The following is a 20,315-nucleotide window of genomic DNA, read 5'->3' on the forward strand; positions in this document are numbered from 1 at the left end:
CGAAATGGAGCCGCGCGACCTCTCGCTCACCACAATGCGCGGCTGTTGACGTCGTCATCCGGTCATCACGCACCGGACGCTTGCCGCGCTTTCAGTCAGCAGGAGTCATCAGCCAGTCGGCGGTGAAAGGGAGACACCATTCCCTGTTTCCAGTTTTGCGCGTTGCGCGGAGCGGGTCAACAATGAGCGCTTATGCTCGCAGAAGACGACGGCCGATTGCGCAGACGACGGCGTGCCTTTGCTGTGCGCAATCGACATCGGCATCACCGGGTGCACTTGGTCAACGTTGCGCAATTGGTCGACCATCGCGATTACCACAGAGGAGACCATCGCATCGCGCATGGATTGCGCCGTTGCAAAAGCCGAAAGCTCGGGTCTATGCTGGGCAATCATCTGGGGTGAAGTCCTACCAAACCGCTGCAAGGCTGATGTCTCCTACTGCGGTATTGATCGCGGTGGGGATGTTTATCCCGAGCTTACCAGGTTGGTGGATTCTTGTTTTCCTGCAATGAGCAGGCAGGCTTTCGCCGCGATTATCCTGCGCACGACAAACGACCGGAGGAATAACACCTCCCGGCGAAGGGTAATCCTTTGGAGAAGGAAAGGTGCGATGGGCAGTATCGATAGCGGTTAGACGAGAAGCCTGCGACCGAGTTCATTGACCGAACCGGCGGCTGGGTAGCAGTTATCGGATTGATCATTTTCGGTCTCGCGAGCTTCAGCCCGCGTTTCTTGTCGAGATTGCCGCAATCGTATTTGGCGCAAGTCGTTTCTTGCACCGAAGCGCGTCGCTATCTCAGCCTGGGCAGGTGTTCGCACCCGCCAGAAGAGTGATCGGCATCCATGCACGCACTTCGAGAAGTTGGAGGAGTTGAGCGCGCACGTTGATGTTGAGGCTGGAAATGTATGACCGACAAGCTGGTTGCGATGGATCCTGCGCGTTCAGTAGCGCGGGCGTGGCCGATATCTGCGACCGGACGAATACGGGTCCGTACTACGGCGGTCGGTTTACGGGTAGTGCGCCGACGGCTGAATGGCAGGTTTGAGACGCCGGTTAAAGAATGTGAGTGACGACAGGCCTCGCGGCCGGACGAAAAACAGGAGACGTTGATGAGCTGGATACTTGACCTCGTTAATCCCCGGGAGCGCAAGTGGGAAGAGTTCTACCGCAACCGCTGGTCCCACGATAACGTTTTCCGCAGTACGCACGGCGTCAACTGCACCGGTGGCTGCTCCTGGGCGATCTACGTCAAGGACGGGATCATCACCTGGGAGATGCAGCAGACGGACTATCCGCTCCTTGAGCGCAGTCTGCCTCCTTATGAGCCGCGCGGCTGCCAGCGTGGCATCTCCGCCTCCTGGTATGTCTACAGCCCGATCAGGGTGAAATATCCATACGTCCGCGGTCCGCTTCTCGACATGTGGCGCGAAGCGAAGGCGTCGAGTGCCGATCCGGTGCAGGCCTGGGGTGCGCTGGTCGGAGACGAGCAAAAGCGGGCGCGCATGCAGAAGGCACGCGGCAAGGGCGGCTTCCGTCGCGCCAAGTGGGAAGAGCTGGTCGAGCTGATTGCCGCTGCCAGCTTGCATACGGCCCGTAAGTACGGTCCGGACCGGGTGATGGGCTTCTCGCCGATCCCGGCGATGTCGATGCTGTCGTTCGCGGCCGGCACACGCTTTTTGTCGCTCTTCGGCGGCGGGTTAATGAGCTTCTACGACTGGTACGCCGATCTGCCGACCTCGTTCCCGGAAATCTGGGGCGATCAGACCGACGTGTGCGAAAGCGCGGACTGGTACAACAGCAAGTTCATCGTTTCGATGGCGTCGAACCTGAACATGACGCGCACCCCCGACGTGCATTTCATCTCGGAAGCGCGCACCGAGGGAACCAAGTTCGTGGTTCTCTCGCCGGACTTCAGCCAGGTCGCCAAATACTGCGACGAATGGATTCCGATTCAGGCCGGACAGGACACGGCGTTGTGGATGGCGGCCAATCACGTCATCCTCAAGGAATACTACGTCGATCGTCAGGTTCCCTATTTTGTCGACTACATCAAGCGTTACACCGACCTTCCGTTCCTTGTGGAACTGGAGTCCAACGGCAACACCTACAAGACGGGTCGCTTGCTGCGTTCCAACCGCGTTCCTCGCTACAAGGATGTCGAGAACGGCGACTGGAAGATGCTGCTGCTTGACGCCAACAGCGGCGAGCTACGGGCGCCGAAGGGTCAGGTCGGCGACCGCTGGGGTTCTGTGCACGGTAAATGGAACCTGTCCGGCGAGGACACCCTGGACAACAGTCCGCTCGATCCGGTGCTGAGCTTTATCGATCGATCCGATGACGTGGTGCAGGTTGGGTTCGACGATTTCTCGAACGGGCGTGTCGTCGCGCGTGGCGTCCCGGTGAAGCGCGTCGCCACGGACAAGGGCGAGATTCTGTGCGCGACCGGCTTCGACATCATGATGTCCCAGTTCGGCATCAGCCGCGGCCTGGAAGGCTCCTTTGCGACCAGCTATGACGACGAGGATGCGCCTTATACGCCGGCATGGCAGGAGCGTCATACCGGTATCGGTCGTGAGACGGCGATCAGGTTTGCGCGTGAGTTTGCGACCAACGCAGAACTCACCAACGGCAAATCCATGGTGATCGTGGGCGCCAGCGCCAATCACTGGTACTACAACAACCTTTGTTACCGGTCGGCTACGGTCGCTCTGATCCTGTGCGGTTGTTGCGGCGTCAATGGTGGTGGCATCAACCACTACGTCGGTCAGGAAAAGCTCGCGCCCGTTGCGCCATGGGCCACGGTTGCGATGGCTCTCGATTGGGCCAAGCCGCCGCGGGTCGTGCAGTCGTCGACCTGGCACTACGCCCATAGCTGTCAGTGGCGCTACGAGGCGGAGTTTACCGAGTACGGCCTGACGGCGCCGAATCCGAAATGGGCCAAGGGTCATGCGATCGACCTTGAGGCAAAGGCGGTCCGTTGTGGCTGGATGCCGTTTACGCCGAATTTCCACCGCAACCCGATCGAGGTCGTGGCTGAAGCCGAACGTGCCGGCGCGAAGACGACGGAAGATATTGAGACTTACGTCGCGGATCAGGTCGCGAGCAAGAAGTTGAGGCTCGCGATCGAAGACCCCGATGCTGCCGAGAACTGGCCGCGGGTGTGGTTCATCTGGCGCGGCAACGCGATCCAGTCGAGCGCCAAGGGGCATGAGTTCTTCCTGCGTCACTACCTTGGGGCGCACGACAACGTGGTCGCAGAAGATCGTGCGAGAGGTAAGTCGACGACGGTTAAGTATCACGAGACAGCTCCGCGCGGAAAGTTTGACCTGGTGGTCGACATCAACTTCCGGATGAACACGACGGGGCTTTACTCCGACATCATACTGCCGACGGCGTTCTGGTACGAGAAGAACGACCTCAACACGACAGATATGCACTCGTTCCTGCATGTGCTGGGGCAGGCGGTTCCGCCGGTGTGGGAGTCCAAGACGGACTGGGAGATCTTCAAGCTGCTCGCCAAGAAGGTCAGCGAGCTGGCTCCGCTGGCGTTCTCCAAGCCGGTGCGCGACATGATCCTTCAGCCGCTCATGCACGATACGCCGGACGAGATGGCGCAGCCGGAGATTCTCGACTGGGCCGAGGGCGAGTGCAAACTGGTGCCGGGCAAGTCGTTCCCGCACGTGCGGGTGGTCGAACGCGATTACGCGAATTTGTACAACAAGTTCATCTCGTTCGGACCGAAGGCGCGGGAGGACGGTGTTTCGGCCGTCGGTGTGCAGATCCCGATCAAGAAGCAGTATGACCAGATGCTCGACAATCCCGTCATGCCGATGCCTGATCCGAGGCATATGCGGTGTGTGGAGTGGGGTGGCAAGCGTTACCCGAGTCTTGAGGACGTATTGGACGCCTGCAACACGGTGCTGATGTGTTCTCCGGTATCGAACGGCGAGGCTTCTTATCAGGGCTTCCTTCAGGAGGAGCAGCATGTTGGTCTCCCGCTCGTCGACCTGGCTGAACCTAACCGAAACGTTTCAGCGACGTTCTATGACCTCACACGTCAGCCGAGGCGAATCATTACGAGCCCCTGCTGGACGGGCATGGTTAACGACGGTCGCGCGTATTCGGCGTGGTGTATGAACGTCGAGCGCCTGGTGCCTTGGCGGACGCTGACCGGCCGGCAGTCGCTGTATCTCGACCACCAGTGGTACCTTGATTTCGGCGAGCACATACCGACCTACAAGCCGCGGCTCAATCCGCGCAAGACCGGCGATATCGTGAAAAGCCGGGTCGATGACCGCTCTCTGGTGCTGAACTACATCACTCCGCACGGAAAATGGAGCATTCACTCGACCTACAAAGATAACCACCGCTTGCTGTTGCTGTCTCGCGGCATGGATCCGGTCTGGATCAATGACAGGGACGCGGAGAAGGTAGGGATCGAGGATAACGACTGGGTCGAGGTCTACAACGACAACGGTGTGGTCGTGACCCGCGCCAACGTGAGTCGCCGTATTCAGCCTGGCACCTGCATGTACTACCACGCGGTCGAGCGTACGGTGTACATTCCGAAATCGCAGGAGCGTAAGTGGCGTGGCGGTGGACACAACAGTCTGACGCGTATTCGCATCAACCCGCTGTTCCTGGCCGGTGGCTATGCCCAGTTCACGTACGGCTGGAACTACTGGGGCCCCACCGGGATCATGACACGCGACACGCACGTCGTTGTGCGTAAGATGGAGAAGCTGGAATGGTAGTATCTCACGACGCATGATCACATGACCACGATCATGAACCGGCTCCGGCGCATTTCGGTGCGCCTGAGCGGGTTAGCGTCGGGAAATACGTGACCATTAACTACTAACTACACGCTGCGCACCAACGGCGCGACCCGCCACATTCGTCCGGCGTCCGGCGACGAGCCGTTGGCATATCAGCAGGGCAGTGGGTGGCAGGTGGCGGCGGGTCGTGGAAGTTTATGTCCGAACGAGCGCGATCAGGGTCCCAACGGGCTCACAGGACTGCTCCGGCCATTATGCGAGGGGACAACCTGTGATTAGGCGTCGGAGAGTGACCCCTCGCGCGCCAAGCAGATCAATAGCTTAGCGCGCTGATCGGCGTCGGGATTCTACGCCGATTAACAGCCACTCGGCCTGCGGGGCAATGCCATGCGCAGCCTTTCTCGGCTTCATGTACGAAAACGGCTATGGCGCGCCGCAGGCCTTTGATGCCGCGGTTGACCTGCATATCGACGCGGCGACCCGGGGTAATCCATTCGGGCAGGGTATGCTGTGCCTGATGTACGACAAAGGCCACGGCGTACGGCGTGACGTCGTGCTGGCCTATAAATGACTAAATCTGGCGGCTGCCCGCGCTTTGCGGCGCGATCGCGACTACTTCCTGCGGCTGCGCAACGCCGTGGCCTCGAAGATGTCTCCCTCGCAGATCCACGAGGGTCAGCGTCTCGCGCTGGTCTGGGCACCGGGGCGCCCGTAAGCCGGGGCCGGCCGCTGCGGCAGCGTTCATAATACCAGCTTTTGTATTTGAAAATGTTTGGATTGGCCTCGCGTGCAGCCTTGAAGTTCCGGTTGATACATTTCAAGCGGCCTTCGCCGCCAGTAGTGCCGCTGCCATCGACGTTGTATATGAGGTATGATAGCGCTTCGACCGCTGCAGCCCGCAGCCTGCTCCAGTCCGTCGATCAAGGAAGAGCAAATACGTATGGCGCGTCGGATCTTTTTGCCTCTATTGCTGATCGGCGCGATCCTGTTTGCTCTTACAATCGGCCGCTATCCGCTCGAGATCAGAGACATCGCTGCCTTCTTTCAAGCCATGGCCGGACTGAAGCCGATGGCGCCGGACCGCTATCAACTGCTTCATAATATCATCGTAGAAATCCGCCTGCCTCGGATTCTCGGCGCCGCGCTGGTTGGAGCCGCGTTGGCATCATCCGGCGCAGCATTTCAGGCGGTATTTCGTAATCCGCTGGTCTCGCCCGGAATTCTCGGCGTTCTCGGCGGTGCGAGTTTCGGCGCGGCTTTGGGGATCTTGCTGTTCGGCAACTGGGCGTTGATCCAGCTCTCGGCCTTCGCCATGGGGCTCGTCGCAGTCGGCGTCGGGCTTTTGATCGCCAACATGTTCGGCCAGGCCTCGATGATCATGCTGGTGCTCGGCGGCATGATTTCGGCGGCACTATTCACCTCGGCGCTGTCGATCGTGAAATACACCGCAGACCCGTACGAGCAATTGCCGGCCATCGTGTATTGGCTCATGGGTAGTCTGGGTGGCTTGGACATGACGCAAATCCGCTGGGCCGCGATTCCGATCGTCGGCGGGCTCATGGTGCTCGCGCTGTTCGGCCGAGCGCTCGATGCGCTGTCGATGGGCGACGACGAGGCGCGCGCGCTCGGCGTGCCGGCGCAGCAGGTGCGTTACGGCGTGATCGGTGCGGCGACGCTGGTCTCCGCATTATCGGTGTCGCTTGCCGGTATGATCGGATGGGTCGGTCTCGTGGTGCCGCATGTGGTGCGTCTTGCGCTCGGGCCGGGCAATGCACGGCTGCTTCCGGCCAGCGCATTTTCGGGCGCGATTTTTCTGGTCGCCGCCGATTGTCTTTCGCGCAGCATCACAAGATCCGAGATCCCGATCGGTATTCTCACGGAATTGCTTGGCATTCCAGCCTTCATCATCGTGTTGCGTCGGGCTCGGCAGGGCTGGACATGATTACGGCCGCAATCGCCACCGAATGTCTCGAGGCACGCGCTGTGCATTTCCGGCGCGGGACGCGCGTCATTCTGTCTGACATCACCCTCCGCCTCCATTCGGGCGAGATCGTCGCGTTGCTCGGAGCCAACGGCGCCGGCAAGAGCACGCTGTTTCGCATCCTCCTGGGCTTTCTCAAACCCGAGCACGGCGAGGTTCGGCTCAACGATGAACTGCTCGCGGCATTTTCACGCCGGGCGCTGGCGCAGCGCATCGCCTATGTGCCGCAAGCGCACATCGCGCCGTTTCCTTATAGAGTGCACGACGTCGTGCTGCTTGGCCGGCTTGCCGAGACGGGCATCTTCCGCACCCCGCAGCCCGCCGATCATCAGGCGGTGGGGGAAGTTCTGGAGCGGCTGGCGATCACGCATCTTGCTGCGCGCCCCTATACCGAGATTTCAGGCGGCGAGCGGCAATTGACCCTGATCGCCCGCGCACTCGCGCAGGGCGCCAGCATCCTCGTCATGGACGAGCCGATGACGGGGCTCGACTATGGCTATCAGGTCCGGCTGCTGCAGCATTTGATCGATCTGGCGGGCAGCGGCCGCACGATTCTATTGAGCACCCACAATCCGGAACACGCGGTGCAGGCCGCAACACGCATAGCCGTGCTGCGCGACGGCGCGATCATGGCGGATGGCCCACCAGCACAAATTATCACGCCATCACTCATTCGCGCGCTCTACGGTGTTGCGGTCTCGACCTTGACGAACGCCGAAGGCCGGATGGTGATCGTGCCGACGATGGAGCGTGTGTCGCCGATTGGGGCGTGAAATCGCGTGCCACCATCTCTCAGTGACGGCCACTCAGTATGTCTTCAACCTGCGGCTTTGTCAGCGGCGTCTTAAAAAACATCGCGTAGAACGCGGCGACTTCGTCGCGGATGTCCCAATCCTTGAACAGATCGGGATGGATAAGCTGCGCCGCCCAGAGCACGGTCAGCGGCTCCTCGACGGTGCGGTTGCCCCACAGATGCACGCCGGCTGGAATAGCTACGACGCGACGATTGCGGATGGCCGAGACGGTGCTGAGGCGTGGATCGGCGTAGGCCTCGGCAACCTCGACCGCGCCACTGAGAATCATCACTTCCGGGTCCCATGCCAGAAGCTGCTCGCGGGAGAAGGTGAGCGCCTCTGTGGAACGTTCGCCATCCGTGACGCTGCGACCGCCGGCCTTGGTGATCCACCACTCGGCAATAAGGTGCGGCTGAGTCATGCGCTTGAGATTGGCATAGAGCACCCGTGGCCGCCGCGCCGGCTGCTGCGCCAACCGCGCGCTGATGTTGCCAAGGGTGGCATCGAAGTAGCTGCAATAGGCTTCTGCCGCCTCGGCCTTGCCGTAGATCTGGCCAAGCAGACGCATCACCGCCTTCACATCCTCCGGCTGCCGCCATGCCAGGAATACCGCGGGTGTGTGAGCGCGGGCCACAAGATCGATAGTCTGCCGGTCCATGGTGAGGATGATATCCGGCTTCGTCTCGACGAGGCCTTCGACGAGCGGCGCGCCGCCGCCGCTCTGCAGTACGGGGAGCTGGGCGATATCGGGATCGACCAGATACTGCATGCGCCAGCGCGGACCGGACAGGTTCGGCGGCAGGCCGTTGACGAGCGATTTTGCCTCGCCAAGTGCGAACACGAAGCTGTTGAGTACCGGGACAGGGCCAATGGTCGCCACACGCGTCACACGATCGGCGATGACCACGCTGCGGCCTGCCATGTCTGTGATCGTGCGGTCAGCCAGCGCGTATGTCGTCCACGTTATAAGCGCCGCAACGCACGCGAAAAGTGCAACCGGCCTGCGTTCGACTATTTTACGTTGAATCAAAACAGGTTCTCCACGTCACGAGCGGATTTCGCGCTGCTTACATGCGACTTCGCTTCTGAGTTGCTTGACGCAGTAAGTTCCATTCTATACGCGATATTTTTATAAATATAACGATTTGAAGTACTCGCGTCACGATGCTTCAAACCGTTCCCGCTTTTTGGTCGGGAGCCGCGCCTCGCGCGCGAGAATGACCGAAATCGGTCCGGTCGGATCTGAGAAATCCACGGATCGCGCGGGCAGCAGATGACTGTATCGGGGGATACAGCACCTTTTCACACATTGCGAGCGAGGCGGCGCGGTTGTGCGCCGTTGCGTGGAATATTGGGGGACCAAATCGTGAAGAGAATACTGTTCATCGGTGCCCTGCTCAGCAGCGGGTCGTATGGCACGCTGGCCGTGGCGCAGGATTCGCAGGATTCAAAGAAGCTTCCGCCGGTGACCGTTACCGCCGACGGCCAGCCGAAAAACGTGCAGCAGAACGGGAAAAAGAATACGCGGGGCCGGACCGCGCGACGTTCGCGTCAGGCTGCGCCGCAAAATCAACAACCGGCGCAGCAGCAACAGCAACAACAGCAACCCGTCGGTGTGCTGGCGCCGCAAAACCAGATTCTCAGCACCGCCCCGCGGCCGGCTGGTGCCAGCAGCGTAACACCGCAGGGCATCGCCATTCTCGGCGGCCCCGCGCAGACCAGCTTCTACCAGGCATTGACCATGACGCCGTCGGTGCTGGTTGAAAGCCCTGATCCGTACGGTCTCAGCCCGACCCGCAATATCAATATTCGCGGTAAGGGCGACTTCCATCTCTCTAAAAATATCGAAGGATTGCCGCTGATGGGCATCGTCGGCGGCACCGACCTCTACGATTTGGAAAACATCCGCAGGATCGACATCTACCGCGGCGCGGTACCATCCGATCAAAGCCTTGGTCTGTCGAATGCTTCAGGCGTCATCAACCAGCTTATTCTCGGCCCGCAAGACAAAGCGGGGGTCACGGGCCGGCAGGCATTCGGTAGCGACAGTTTCTACAAGACATTCGTTCGTGTCGATACAGGGCTGTTGCCGGAGACGGGGACCAAGGCGTTTATGTCCTTATCAAACATCGGTGCAGACAAATGGAAGGGTGCTGGTGATAACGAGCGCCAGAACGTAACCCTTGGCATCAATCAGGCGATCGGCGAACGCATTACGGTGGACGTCAACGCCGTCTACAACAAGTTCGACGGCAATGCCTACCGCGGGCTGAGCTACGCCCAGACGCAGGATATCCGCCACAACTACATGTTCGACTACAACACGGTGCTGACGGGCAATCCGGCGACCGACGTGAACTATTACAAATACAATCGTACCACCGCCGAGGATTTCGCGGTCCTTGCCAAGGTCGATTACAACTTTGCGCCAGGCCAGCATCTGCTGTTCAAGCCGTATTTCTGGAACAACAACGGCTACAACTATTCGGCTGCAGGCAATCAGGTGCAGATCTGGCGTCAGCAGAACCAGAACATCGGCAATGTCTTCGAGTATACGGGCAAGTTTGCGACCGGGACGGACGTGGTCGCCGGCTATTGGTGGCAATCGGTGCAACCGCCGCCGCCGCCTACAGACCAGCGTCGCTTCACCGTCAATGCCGGCAATCTGGTTTTCGCCAACTGGCAGAGCCTTGCCAAAATCGACGACTTTTCGGTCAACAGTCCATACTTCCAGGTCTCGCAACAGTTCGGTGCTACTTTCGTGACCGCCGGCGTGCGCTACATGATCCTGGGCGCGCCGCACATGCAATACTTCAACACGGCGGGCATTCCCGACGGCACCTACGATCAAGCACTGGCGACCAATCCGGCACTCTATCCCGATGCAAACGTACAGGCTCGCGACTATACCGCCTGGCTACCTAACATCGCCGTCCGGCAGGATCTGAACTCGGTCCTGAGCGCCAACGTCTCCTACGGCCGCAGGTTCGGACGCCCGGACTGGGGTCCGCAGGCAAGCAATTATATCTCCAACCGCACCACCTTCCTCGGCAAAGGCTATACGCTGCAGACGCTGGTGGACAAGGTTCGGCCGGAGATCGCGGACCAGTTCGATGCGTCGCTGCGGTACAGCAACAACGGCCTCACCATCGTCCCGGGCGTATTCTACGCCAAGCATCAGAACAAGCAGGTCAAGATCGTCGACCCGACGATCGGGCCGAACATCGCCTATTATCAGGGCACAGGCTCAAGCACTGAATATGGCGCCGAACTCGAAGCGTCATATGCGCTAACCGGGCGTTTGGCCGTGTTTGGCACCGGCACATGGGTTTCGGAGACGTTCGACTCCGACACGCCGACACTCAGCGGCGGCGCCACGCTGGCGACCAAGGGCAAGCAAATCCCCAACGCGCCGCAAGTCATGGTGAAGGGCGGCGTCACCTATCAGTGGGACGGTCTCTCCATCTCGCCGATCGTCCGATACATCGGCCCGCGCTACGGCGATGCCGCGAATACGCAACGCGTCCCGGGGTACACGGTGGCCGACTTCACAGCATCCTATGACCTTGGCAGGCACCTCGGCATCGAAAGCGTAAAAGCGAGCTTCTCAGTGCTCAACATCTTCGATCGCCGCTACGTCTCCCAAATCTCGCCGAACGATACTGATCTCAGCGCAGGCGCCAATTACTACGCTGGCGCGCCGCGAACGGTAGTGGGATCGCTGTCGATTAGGTTCTGACGAAATCAAGCAGCGCGCCGCGCAAATGCGCCGCGCGCCGCTTTTTTTGTCTTTGCCGAATCAGGCGGCGGTCGCCAGCGCCTTTTCGAGTCTCGGCCGCAACACGCTTCCCATCAGGTCGAGTGAACGTTCGAGCAGTGGAAGCGGCAGGAAGCCGAAGAAGGCGGAGAGCGCGTTGAGGTAGGTCACGCCGAGTTCGTCGTGAAGGGCCATGAACTTCTCGGCGCAGGTCTCCGGTGAGCCGGCGATCACCATGTCGCTGTAGAAGTTCTCCGGTTGGAGGCGCGCCTCGTCGATTATCCCTTCGCGCTTGAACAAGCCGAAGCCCTTCAGCCGTGTGGTCAACTTCTCGATGGTCGGCCATAACTCCTTGCGCGCAGAAGCATCGGTCTCGCTGACATAGACAAAGCGCCCGAACGGCACTTCCGCGGGATCGCCGCCGGCATCGACATAAGCGCGCATCAGCCGGCGCTGGTTCGGCATGCTGATGATGCCATGACAGATGATCCTGTGGCCGTTTTGCGTCGCCCACGCGGCGGTCTCGTTGGTGTTGGTGCCGACATAAATGGGTGGGTGCGGCGTCTGGATCGGCTTCGGCTCGATCGAGTGACTGGCTTCGCCGAATGGCAGCGTGCCGACCGCCCAGGCGCGGGGCAGGAATGTCAGCATATCCCTGAAATGGTCGGCGGTGCCTTCCGGTTTGACGCCGTAGGCATTGAGATAGCGGGGATTGTTGCCGCGGGAAATGCCGAGGTCCACGCGGCCGTCCGAGAGCACATCGAGCGTCGCGATTTCTTCGGCAAGACGGACCGGATTGTGCAGTGCCGCCAACAGCACGGAAAAGCCGACGCGCAGCCGCTTGGTACGCGCCAGGATCGCGGACGCCAGGACGAGCGGGGAGTGACATCGCCGACCCTCGACCTCCACGATGCTGCCCTGGAAGTGCTCTTCGTTGAGCCAGATCCCGGCGAAGCCCAAAGTCTCGACTTTCTCGGCCAGATCAAGAATCTGGGAGGTCGAAATCGATTCAAGGCCGCCTGCGCAGCCGGACAAGCCGAGCTGGAAGGGCCCTGCTGCCTTGCCCGCGTCGGGCACTGGACGTCCGATTTCCGAACTCACGGTTGACGCGTATATGCTATCAGTCATCAGGATTGTCTCGCATACGAAATGTTGGGCGGCAAATTAGCGCCGCCGCCAATCGATATATATTCATATATATAACATAAGTCACCGAAGGACAAAGCGATTAAGCGCGCGCGATACGGCCGCTTCGGCGTGTGTTTGCCATGGGGTATACTCAAATCGTCCGTGGGGGCCGAACATCCGCAAATTCCCTGTAAATTCCCTGTTGCTAACATTCCAAACGGACTACTTCGTGGGGGTCGGTCACCCAAGCGATCGTGAAAATCAAAAGAAAGCAGGTCTACCATCGAAGAACGATGTCATCGAAAGCGCGATGCAGGGACGGGTCATGGCCGAGACACAGATTGAAGGGACCGACGCCACTTGGAATCGCTTGCCTAAGCGAGCGACCGCCGGTCGGCTTCCGGTTGGGTCACAATGGCCGGGAGGTCATTGCCACGCATCTCTTGCAGCTTTCTAAGTGTACGTCGGTCGAACGCCGCGGTAACGGCGACAATGGAGTCCTCCCCGATCTGTTGGGGTAAACCAAGGGACGTCACGCGGAAGTGCAATTGCACCAAGCGAAGCAGCCACAACGGATTCATCTCGATGACGATTTTTTTGACGCTATTCGCCAGGCCCCATTCGACAATGGATGACAAAAGAAGGTTGCCGGCCGGACTCAGAATACGCCCACGATCGCGATGTTCACACGTCACGCAATAGCGTGTCCACTCCCAAACATGCGGCCCTACAGGGAAATCGCCTTCACACAGGTTGGGCAACACCTCGGTGAGGAGGTGAGGGCGCATCGTGGGTAGCATTCTTTGATATCCCAGGACGCGACCCTCGTCGACGTGGAGCATGTGGATTGCGCGGCCGTCGTCAAACTGGTCGATCTCCCGGCCATCAGGCTTCCGCATATCCTCCCATCCCATTTCGTCAACAAAGACATTGTGACGCAATCGATAAGCCTGCTCCATCTCGTACTGGTACGCACCGATATTTTCCGCCGTGACGATGTGAATCATTCGAAATCCCCTACCTAAGCCCAAGCCGAATAGGGCAAAAGGAAGCCGGGGGGGCAAGTACGCGAATCCGTACCTTGATTAGCGGATGATGTTGTGCCTGAGCGCGAGCGCGACGATTTGGGTGCGGCTCGTTGCGTTCAACTTGGCGCGGAGTTTACGTGCCACTTTGTCGACGAGGTGCTCTGAGACGTTTAGGGTAACACCGATCTCTTCGAGTCCGAAGGCAGAAGCAATTCCTGCTTCGCGCGCTTTTTCGCCATGAACAGCCGCTTCCCAGCCGAAAATCGACCTATCTTTTACACGGTTGTCCGTGGACGCACGGCTTAGTGGCCTGCGGTGTCGGATGGGCCTTGGGTGGTGGGGTCGGTCGCGTCACGTGAGGTGGCGTAGGACGCGCAACAGGTGGGCGCGCCATTTGGGGTGGCGGCGACGGCCGCATCCTCGGCGGAGGTGCTGGCCGCGAGACCGGACGTGGGGCGGAGCGTACAGCGGGCGGCGGTGTCGGACGTGCGATATGCGGCGACGCGGCTCGTGTCCGAGGCTGTGAGGCAACAGGCTTTTGTCGCGCAGGGTGCGCTGGTGAAACCTGTCGATCGCTTTGACCATGCGGGCTAGTTGGCGGCCGGACGACAGTTTTGCGACCCGATTGCGCAGGCGATGCAACGGGTGGCGACAGCGTTTCTTGCTGCGTTTGCGGACGGTGTGGCTGACCTGGAACCGGTGGCTTGCCATTTACGGAGGGGAGCGATGGCGCGCCGTGCAATCGTTGTGCGGCCGGCTTATGATCAGGCGATGGCGAGGTCTGCGGTGGACTGGCAACAGGTTCTGCACCGGTGTCCCGCTTCGGCGACTGCACCGGAGAGCCCGGCTGACCGCTGGGGCTTGGTAGAGGTCGCACAGCTGCCTTGCCGCCTGACGGCGCGTGCAAAGAATGTTGTGGCTGGCCCTTGATCGGTAGTTTGCCGTTCGCGGAAGGCAGCGGCTGTCCGCCGGGACCGCCCGGCAATGGCGGCGATGTCAACTTATGATCGAGTGAGGCAGGTGCTGTCTGTCCCCGACCGGCGTTCGGCTGGCCGGACTGTGCGGCCCCGGGTTGTCCTGCTTGAGCCGGAGACTTTGATTGTTGCGCCGGTGCCGATGGATTCTGCGGCCGGATCATCGCCGCTTTTTTGGCCACCGTTTTCGGTAATGCCGGTGCGAGGAGAGCGGCGCCAGCGACGGCCGCTCCGGCGGCAGCGACGCCGGGAGATACGCCGTGCGGCGGTGTAGCTGCGATACCGGGAGCGGTCGGCGTGGTAGGCGCGCCCGATGCAGGCGCAGCAGGCTGCTGCGCGGCAGGTTGCTGTGTGGCGCTTGGTGTTGCTGCCGGAGTTGCGGATACAGGTTGCGACGCAAGCGCCTGCGCCGGCGTCACCGTCTGCGGCTGACCGCCTGGCCTGGTGATCGTGACCATGTTGGTGGTGGTGTTGATCACCACTGTATTGTGGATGTTGTTATAGATGACGTTCTGCGGCGGCGGCGCCACATAGGGCGGCGGGCTGTAATATGCCGGCATCGGCACATAATCGGGGACCGGCAGCACGAACGCCGCAAATACGGGTGGCGGTGGTGCAAGCACGACGAAATCCGGTGGTGGCGGTGGCAGGAAGAACACCGGCGGTGGCGGCGGTGGCGCGAATCCATAGTCCGGATCGTCAAAGACCAGCACCGGCTGACGGAAATACACGATCTCGTCTTCGGGCGGTGGCGGGACGTCATAGCTGATAGCAGTGAAAGTCGGGGGCGGCTCGAACGCAGCGGCGAGATATGCGAGGCGGCGATGGGCGTCGGCGACGTGCGGTCCGCGCGGATAGCGGCGCAGATACGACCAGTAGGCCTGTGGCGTGTCGACGCTACGTGTGTACCGCCAGGTGATCGCTTCCCGGCGCGCGGCGACAATGGCGCGGACACGCCTCGCCATCGGATCGTTCGGATAGGCGGCGAGAAAATCGAGATACCCTCGCAGCGTATCGCGTTCCAGCGCGGCGACATATGCATCCTGCGCGTCGAGATCGCGAATTGGTCGCGCGCGCATCGTGGCAATTTGTTCATTTGACGCGGTCGGTGGTGGAGCGTCAGGCGCGCGGTCGAAGAACATGAAAGGCGCCTCGATCTTCGACGCGCTCCAGGGCACTTCGCCGCCTTTGGTCATTTCATTGACGCGCAGACGGGTCCGGTCGAACACATCGGCGAGCGGCAGGCCGCCGGTGCGGATCATTTCGGCGAGCGCCTGCGCATAAGCGCCGTACGGCCCCTTCTCCTGCGGCGCCGCCGTGCCGGGAGCCGCATTGAAGGCGATCAACATGTGCGGTTCGGGCTCCACCAGTGCGAGGCCGCTGGCCAACGGCTGGTCCGATCCGGAGAACGGATTGGCGCGCGCGGCATCGAGGACGACAATACCCGCTTTGATTTTCAGCGCCGCCAGCGGCCGGATATAGTCGGATAGCCGGAGCGTTTCGAGCGGCACATCGGTATCGCGCGCGAGCTTCGCATCGACCGGTACGAAGTAATTCTCGCCTTCGAGTTGTACGCCATATCCACCGAGATAGATGAAGGCGACGGTGTCTGGTCCGGACGCGCTGACCTTGTCGAGAAACTCACGGAACGTACGGCGCAGCGTGTCCTGGTCGAGATCGCGCGCGCCGACCACATCGAATCCGGCAGCCTGCAGTGTCTGGGCGATGAGACCAGCATCGTTCGCAGTGGTCGGCAATGCTTCTGACTGATAGGCGGCGTTACCGATCACCAAAGCAACGCGCTTTTCAGCTTGTTGCGCGTTGGTTGGAGATAACGACGTGAGTGCGATAAGGGCGAGCGCAATGCAGGCCAAGACACGCATGGGTGTTGCTCCGGTCATCGCAGTACCAATTGGCATTTGATCGCAGGTGTGGCCTGAATGGTGTCTGAACGAAAGCGGTCCAAATTATGGTGGGGTTCAGACCATTCTGCCGATAGCGATTAGCACCGGTCTGCAACGTCCTAACGCCAGCTTAGGATATGGCAGATGGATTCGACGGTGACGTGCCTGATCCGCGAGGCAAGCGCATTCTGTCCCCCTCATATCGGCGGACCGCCCGGACACGGATTGGTTGAGTCAGCGACTGCTGCCCCAAGCAGGACGCCAGCGCCAGCGCCGAGGAGAGTTCTTCCGGTGTTTCCGCCAATGGCCTGACTGAGAAGTGCACCGGTGAATTTCAATTGCCGCATTATCGATAACGCCAACACTTCGTCGATATCATCAGTCGTCGTCGTGGTGCCAACGGTGATGCCAGCCACGACGACCATCCTCATACCCGCCATAGTAGCCATAGGGTCGTCGATAATAGCGAGGCCCCTCATCGTCATCGCGGCGATATCGATAGCCGTAACCACGGTAGTCTGGTCGCCACCAGCAGCGGCCCCATTCGTTACAAACGTAGCGGACTTGTTCGGCGTTTGACGATGGCACCGCAACCGACGGGAGCGGCATAGCAGAGACTGCGGTTGACGTTGCCGCAACGGCACCCAACGCACCAAGTCCAAGAGTTGCAAATATTACCATTCTCATCGAAGCCTCCAATCACAAATGTGAGGTGCAACGTAGGACGCGCCGAATTAACTGCGGCTGAATAGATTGCGGTTGGAACGTGGCCAACGAAAGGAAGGGCTGGTGGCCTCGATTGCTGGGTCGTGGGGGATGATTTCCCGACCACCACAGTCGCCATGCAGAACGGCAAGAAATGAAAGAGGTCGCCAACTCGGGGGAGCGCCTCAGCGGCTGATTCTGGCTCTCTTGTCCAGCCTCGACCTGTCAGGTAACGCGCGCCAAAGTGGAAAGAAGCCTTTGACGCTAAATGCGCGCCTTGACGTACGGGATGAGCGGATTGTTGCCGACGTTCAATTGGTCGAAAACACCGTTGCCGGCTGCAGTCTTAAAACCGGACGGAAGGAGATCAGTGCCGCAGCCAGGCTGACTACAAGAACCGCAACGGTGCCTGCTAACGGAGTGAACCACATCATCCGGAACGGATATCCTTGAGAGGCCGCCAGATGACCTGCGATCGCACACATGCCAAGGCCGAGGCCGGTTCCGACGAGCGCACAAAACCCGGCCTGAGCGCAGACGATCGACATCAACATCTTCGTCGTCGCGCCCATCGCCTTCAGGACAGCGTACTGGCCAAGGCTTGCGTGGGTAAACATGTAGAGCATCACACCCGCAAACCCAAAGCCGACGCCATGGCCAGCACCAGCATCGAGGCAACGTCGCCAACATCCTCGGAGTTGAGCAGGAACCACCAGACAGTGTCGGACCGGAAATCCTGCGCAGTTCGTGCGCGCAAGCCTGTCGATGCTTGGATGCGTAACGCGAGTTCGTGTGCATCGGTTGCGGGTTTGGCCTTAACCAGTGCAAAGGTCAGGATGCGACGCTCGGGCGGCAGGACGCGGGAGGCATTGGCAAACGTCATGTAGAGGAGGGGCCGCGGCGGGAAGCGCGGCAAGGCCGATGCGACGCCCTCGATCTTGACGCGGTGTCCGTTCACCACGACCTCGTCCCCGGCAGTGATTTGCCGGGTTGGTATGTCGAGATGGGGGCCATCAATCGGCCAGAGGTCGGCTGGTCGCGCCGGAGTCTCCAGCTTGTCCTCCGTGCCGCCGGCTGCGGCAACGGCGGCATCAGGGCGATGAAGCACCGTCTGTGAAAGGCCGTCCTCAAGCGAGGGCGCTCCAGCCAGCGTGGCGTCATCGACGCCAATGATCTGAAAGACCTGAATCCGGCCGTTGCTGAATCGGACGGCCGAAGAGCCGAGCATCAGCGGTGTTGCATACGACACGCCATCGACGCTGCGGATTCTGTTCAGGGTAGCTCCAGGCATGTTCACGGTCTGCTCGGGCGTCACGACCGCCGGGTCCATGACCCAAACGTCCGCCGCGGGATTCTCCGCGATCAATGCAAAGCTGCGTGTCATGAACCCGCAGAAATAGGAAGCGGCGAAAGAGACCAGAAAAGCGGTGAATGCGATGCCGAACAGCAGGGCCAGAAATCTGGCCCGGTCGGCGATCAGCATCCGCATGCCCAGGCGAAACACTTATCGAACTCCACCCGCGACGCGCTGGTCCGGTGATGCGTCGATGAACACGTCCAGTCGTTGCCCCACGTAGACGGGCAGAGCGGCCGGATCAAAGCTGTAGATCACCTGCAGTACCCTCGTGTCGGTCCGCTCGATGCTCTCGCCCGTCAGCGACGCCTTGCGCACGACCATCGGTTCCAGCCGCTCAAATTTCAACGATGTCTTGAGGTCAGGATTCCCCCGGACGAAGGCAACTGCCGGGGCTTCCTGTTTCACCCGCCAGGCTTGTTGTTCGTCAACGTCCACGCGGACATGCAGCCGTACATCGTCGCCCAGGACCATCAGCGGGGGATCAAGTACGCCGGTCGTTGCGAATTCGCCAACGCGGATTTTCACCTGCATCACGAGTCCGTTCACCGGGGCGGTGACGGTATATCTCGACAACAGTATCTTGAGACGCTCGACGTCGGCCTTTGTGCGATCGAGTGCGGCCTGATCGATCGCGACCACGAAGCGCCGCCGTCGTAACTCCTCGACAGTAATGGCATCCCGGTTGGCCTTTGACAGAGCCTCTCCGCGGTCGAGGATGTCTTTGTCCCTGGCGAGGGTCGCCTCTGCTTCGCCCACTTGAGCAGTCGCCGGCAGCAGTTGGGCTGTCAATTCACGATCGTCGATCCTGAAGAGGGCCTCGCCAGCACGGACATGGCTACCTGGCTTCGCCAGCACGCTTGCAACAACGCCAGAGACTGGCGTTCCGATAGCAATGTTCTCGGTGCTGGCCTCGACAATACCCGTACCCGCCACGTTCGAGGTGAAGGGAGATTCGACCGAGCGGATAACCGGTGCCGAGTGGGCGGGCGAGTGTTCCCCGGCGCGGATTTCGAAGGCGGCGGCAGCAAGGCCCACGATCGCCAACGCGGGCAATGCGTATTTGCCGATCATGACGGCATCTCCGCTTCGATGGCACCGTTGCAGCCGATGATTACTCCATCTTCCATCCGCACGATCCGATCCGCGTAGTTCACGATGCGTGTGTCGTGGGTAACGACGATCACCGCGCGATCGGTCTGTCGAGCCCGGTCGCGTAGCGTCTCCATCACGACCTGTCCTGTATTTTGATCAAGCGCGCTCGTTGGCTCGTCGCAAACGATGAGTTTCGGGTTGTGGACGAGGGCGCGGGCGATAGCCACTCGCTGCTGTTGGCCTCCGCTCAACTCGTTCGGTGACGCCGAAGTGCGATCGCGAAGACCCAGTTCGTCCAGAATCCTAACGGCCCTGCTTTCGGCGTCTTTGCGGGAGTGCCCGCCGATCAGAAGAGGGACGGTGACGTTGTCGAGGATCGAAACGCCCGGCAGTAGATTGAACCTTTGAAAAACGAACCCCATCGTCGCGCAGCGAAAGCGTGAACGCTCGATCTGGTTCATTCGCGCAAGATCTCGTCCAAGAACCTCGCAAGTCCCCGCATCGAGGTCGAGCAGGGTAGAAACTACGGAAAGCAGGGTCGTCTTCCCGCATCCCGAAGGCCCCATAATCATCAATATCTCGCCAACTCTGACGTCGAGATCGACTCCCTGCAGCGCGTACGTTGCGGTAGAACCGACACCGAACGCCTTCGTCAGACCGCGACAGTGAACGACGCTAGGGTAGGTTGCATTCATAGCCATTTCGCTTGATTTGTAACAGTCGTATCATTATATTGTAGCTATGCAACAGCTAAATTGGCTACTGTTGACCTACAAAGTACCTGCGGAGCCGGGCGCCAGGCGGGTCGCGTTATGG

At 60.5% G+C, this 20,315-nt stretch carries 13 protein-coding genes, 1 pseudogene and 1 riboswitch; of the genes and pseudogenes, 5 read left to right on the top strand and 9 right to left on the bottom strand.

The genetic code is table 11. From position 1 onward, the window contains the following. Window positions 1–92: 92 nt before the first annotated feature. Window positions 93–153: riboswitch (Fluoride riboswitch) on the bottom strand. A 957-nt stretch (window positions 154–1,110) separates the two neighbouring features. The 4 genes and pseudogenes from NHAM_RS04880 (at window position 1,111) to NHAM_RS04895 (ending at window position 7,533) form a co-directional block, all read left to right on the top strand. Continuing rightward, entirely contained in the window at window positions 1,111–4,755 is a 3,645-nt protein-coding gene (locus NHAM_RS04880; protein ID WP_011509502.1) for a nitrate reductase subunit alpha, read from the top strand. 418 nt (window positions 4,756–5,173) lie between these two features. Further along, window positions 5,174–5,494: pseudogene (locus NHAM_RS04885) on the top strand (tetratricopeptide repeat protein); the annotation flags it as partial. 225 nt (window positions 5,495–5,719) lie between these two features. Then, on the top strand, window positions 5,720–6,721 hold the full coding sequence (locus NHAM_RS04890; protein WP_041357718.1) for a FecCD family ABC transporter permease: 1,002 nt from the start codon (window positions 5,720–5,722) through the stop codon (window positions 6,719–6,721). Next, window positions 6,718–7,533 carry an ABC transporter ATP-binding protein gene (locus NHAM_RS04895; RefSeq protein ID WP_011509504.1) on the top strand — a complete coding sequence of 272 codons (816 nt, stop codon included), beginning with the start codon at window positions 6,718–6,720 and terminating at the stop codon, window positions 7,531–7,533. Before NHAM_RS04890 ends, NHAM_RS04895 begins: the two co-directional genes overlap by 4 nt. A gap of 19 nt (window positions 7,534–7,552) precedes the next feature. On the opposite strand, the gene NHAM_RS04900 is transcribed toward NHAM_RS04895, so the two are convergent. Continuing rightward, a complete protein-coding gene (locus tag NHAM_RS04900; RefSeq protein WP_245270006.1) occupies window positions 7,553–8,461 on the bottom strand; it encodes an ABC transporter substrate-binding protein in 909 nt (302 codons plus the stop codon). Window positions 8,462–8,920: 459 nt separating this feature from the next. On the opposite strand from NHAM_RS04900, the gene NHAM_RS04905 reads away from it, so the two are divergent. Next, a complete protein-coding gene (locus NHAM_RS04905) occupies window positions 8,921–11,293 on the top strand; it encodes a TonB-dependent receptor (protein WP_011509506.1) in 2,373 nt (790 codons plus the stop codon). Window positions 11,294–11,353: 60 nt separating this feature from the next. Here NHAM_RS04905 and NHAM_RS04910 read toward each other — a convergent pair whose 3' ends face one another. From NHAM_RS04910 to NHAM_RS04940, 8 genes are all read right to left on the bottom strand, one after another. Further along, window positions 11,354–12,439: an LLM class flavin-dependent oxidoreductase gene (locus NHAM_RS04910; RefSeq protein WP_011509507.1), complete on the bottom strand. Its 1,086-nt coding sequence runs from the start codon at window positions 12,437–12,439 to the stop codon at window positions 11,354–11,356. 374 nt (window positions 12,440–12,813) lie between these two features. Beyond that, window positions 12,814–13,446: an acyl-homoserine-lactone synthase gene (locus NHAM_RS04915; RefSeq protein WP_011509508.1), complete on the bottom strand. Its 633-nt coding sequence runs from the start codon at window positions 13,444–13,446 to the stop codon at window positions 12,814–12,816. Between the two features lie 289 nt (window positions 13,447–13,735). Next, a complete protein-coding gene (locus tag NHAM_RS04920; protein WP_011509509.1) occupies window positions 13,736–16,324 on the bottom strand; it encodes a caspase family protein in 2,589 nt (862 codons plus the stop codon). Window positions 16,325–16,542: 218 nt separating this feature from the next. Beyond that, window positions 16,543–16,857, bottom strand: a complete 315-nt coding sequence (locus NHAM_RS26460; protein WP_049769294.1) for a hypothetical protein — start codon at window positions 16,855–16,857, stop codon at window positions 16,543–16,545. 504 nt (window positions 16,858–17,361) lie between these two features. Beyond that, complete coding sequence (locus NHAM_RS27465) at window positions 17,362–17,676, bottom strand: FtsX-like permease family protein (protein WP_245270051.1); 315 nt, start codon at window positions 17,674–17,676, stop codon at window positions 17,362–17,364. Next, window positions 17,676–18,554 carry an ABC transporter permease gene (locus tag NHAM_RS04930; RefSeq protein WP_198136999.1) on the bottom strand — a complete coding sequence of 293 codons (879 nt, stop codon included), beginning with the start codon at window positions 18,552–18,554 and terminating at the stop codon, window positions 17,676–17,678. The genes NHAM_RS27465 and NHAM_RS04930 overlap by 1 nt, the downstream gene beginning before the upstream one ends. After that, complete coding sequence (locus NHAM_RS04935) at window positions 18,555–19,478, bottom strand: efflux RND transporter periplasmic adaptor subunit (protein ID WP_011509511.1); 924 nt, start codon at window positions 19,476–19,478, stop codon at window positions 18,555–18,557. Then, on the bottom strand, window positions 19,475–20,194 hold the full coding sequence (locus NHAM_RS04940; protein WP_041357721.1) for an ABC transporter ATP-binding protein: 720 nt from the start codon (window positions 20,192–20,194) through the stop codon (window positions 19,475–19,477). Before NHAM_RS04940 ends, NHAM_RS04935 begins: the two co-directional genes overlap by 4 nt. Between the last annotated feature and the right edge of the window lie 121 nt (window positions 20,195–20,315).

Origin of the sequence: Nitrobacter hamburgensis X14 (genome assembly GCF_000013885.1) — a bacterium.
Taxonomy (GTDB): domain Bacteria; phylum Pseudomonadota; class Alphaproteobacteria; order Rhizobiales; family Xanthobacteraceae; genus Nitrobacter; species Nitrobacter hamburgensis.

Bases quoted from the DNA above. Each gene is read 5' to 3' on its own strand.
- NHAM_RS04880 (WP_011509502.1), top strand. From the start codon at position 1,111: ATGAGCTGGATACTTGACCTCGTTAATCCCCGGGAGCGCAAGTGGGAA.
- NHAM_RS04890 (WP_041357718.1), top strand. From the start codon at position 5,720: ATGGCGCGTCGGATCTTTTTGCCTCTATTGCTGATCGGCGCGATCCTG.
- NHAM_RS04895 (WP_011509504.1), top strand. From the start codon at position 6,718: ATGATTACGGCCGCAATCGCCACCGAATGTCTCGAGGCACGCGCTGTG.
- NHAM_RS04910 (WP_011509507.1), bottom strand. From the start codon at position 12,439: ATGACTGATAGCATATACGCGTCAACCGTGAGTTCGGAAATCGGACGT.
- NHAM_RS04915 (WP_011509508.1), bottom strand. From the start codon at position 13,446: ATGATTCACATCGTCACGGCGGAAAATATCGGTGCGTACCAGTACGAG.
- NHAM_RS04920 (WP_011509509.1), bottom strand. From the start codon at position 16,324: ATGCGTGTCTTGGCCTGCATTGCGCTCGCCCTTATCGCACTCACGTCG.
- NHAM_RS27465 (WP_245270051.1), bottom strand. From the start codon at position 17,676: ATGCTCTACATGTTTACCCACGCAAGCCTTGGCCAGTACGCTGTCCTG.
- NHAM_RS04935 (WP_011509511.1), bottom strand. From the start codon at position 19,478: ATGATCGGCAAATACGCATTGCCCGCGTTGGCGATCGTGGGCCTTGCT.
- NHAM_RS04940 (WP_041357721.1), bottom strand. From the start codon at position 20,194: ATGAATGCAACCTACCCTAGCGTCGTTCACTGTCGCGGTCTGACGAAG.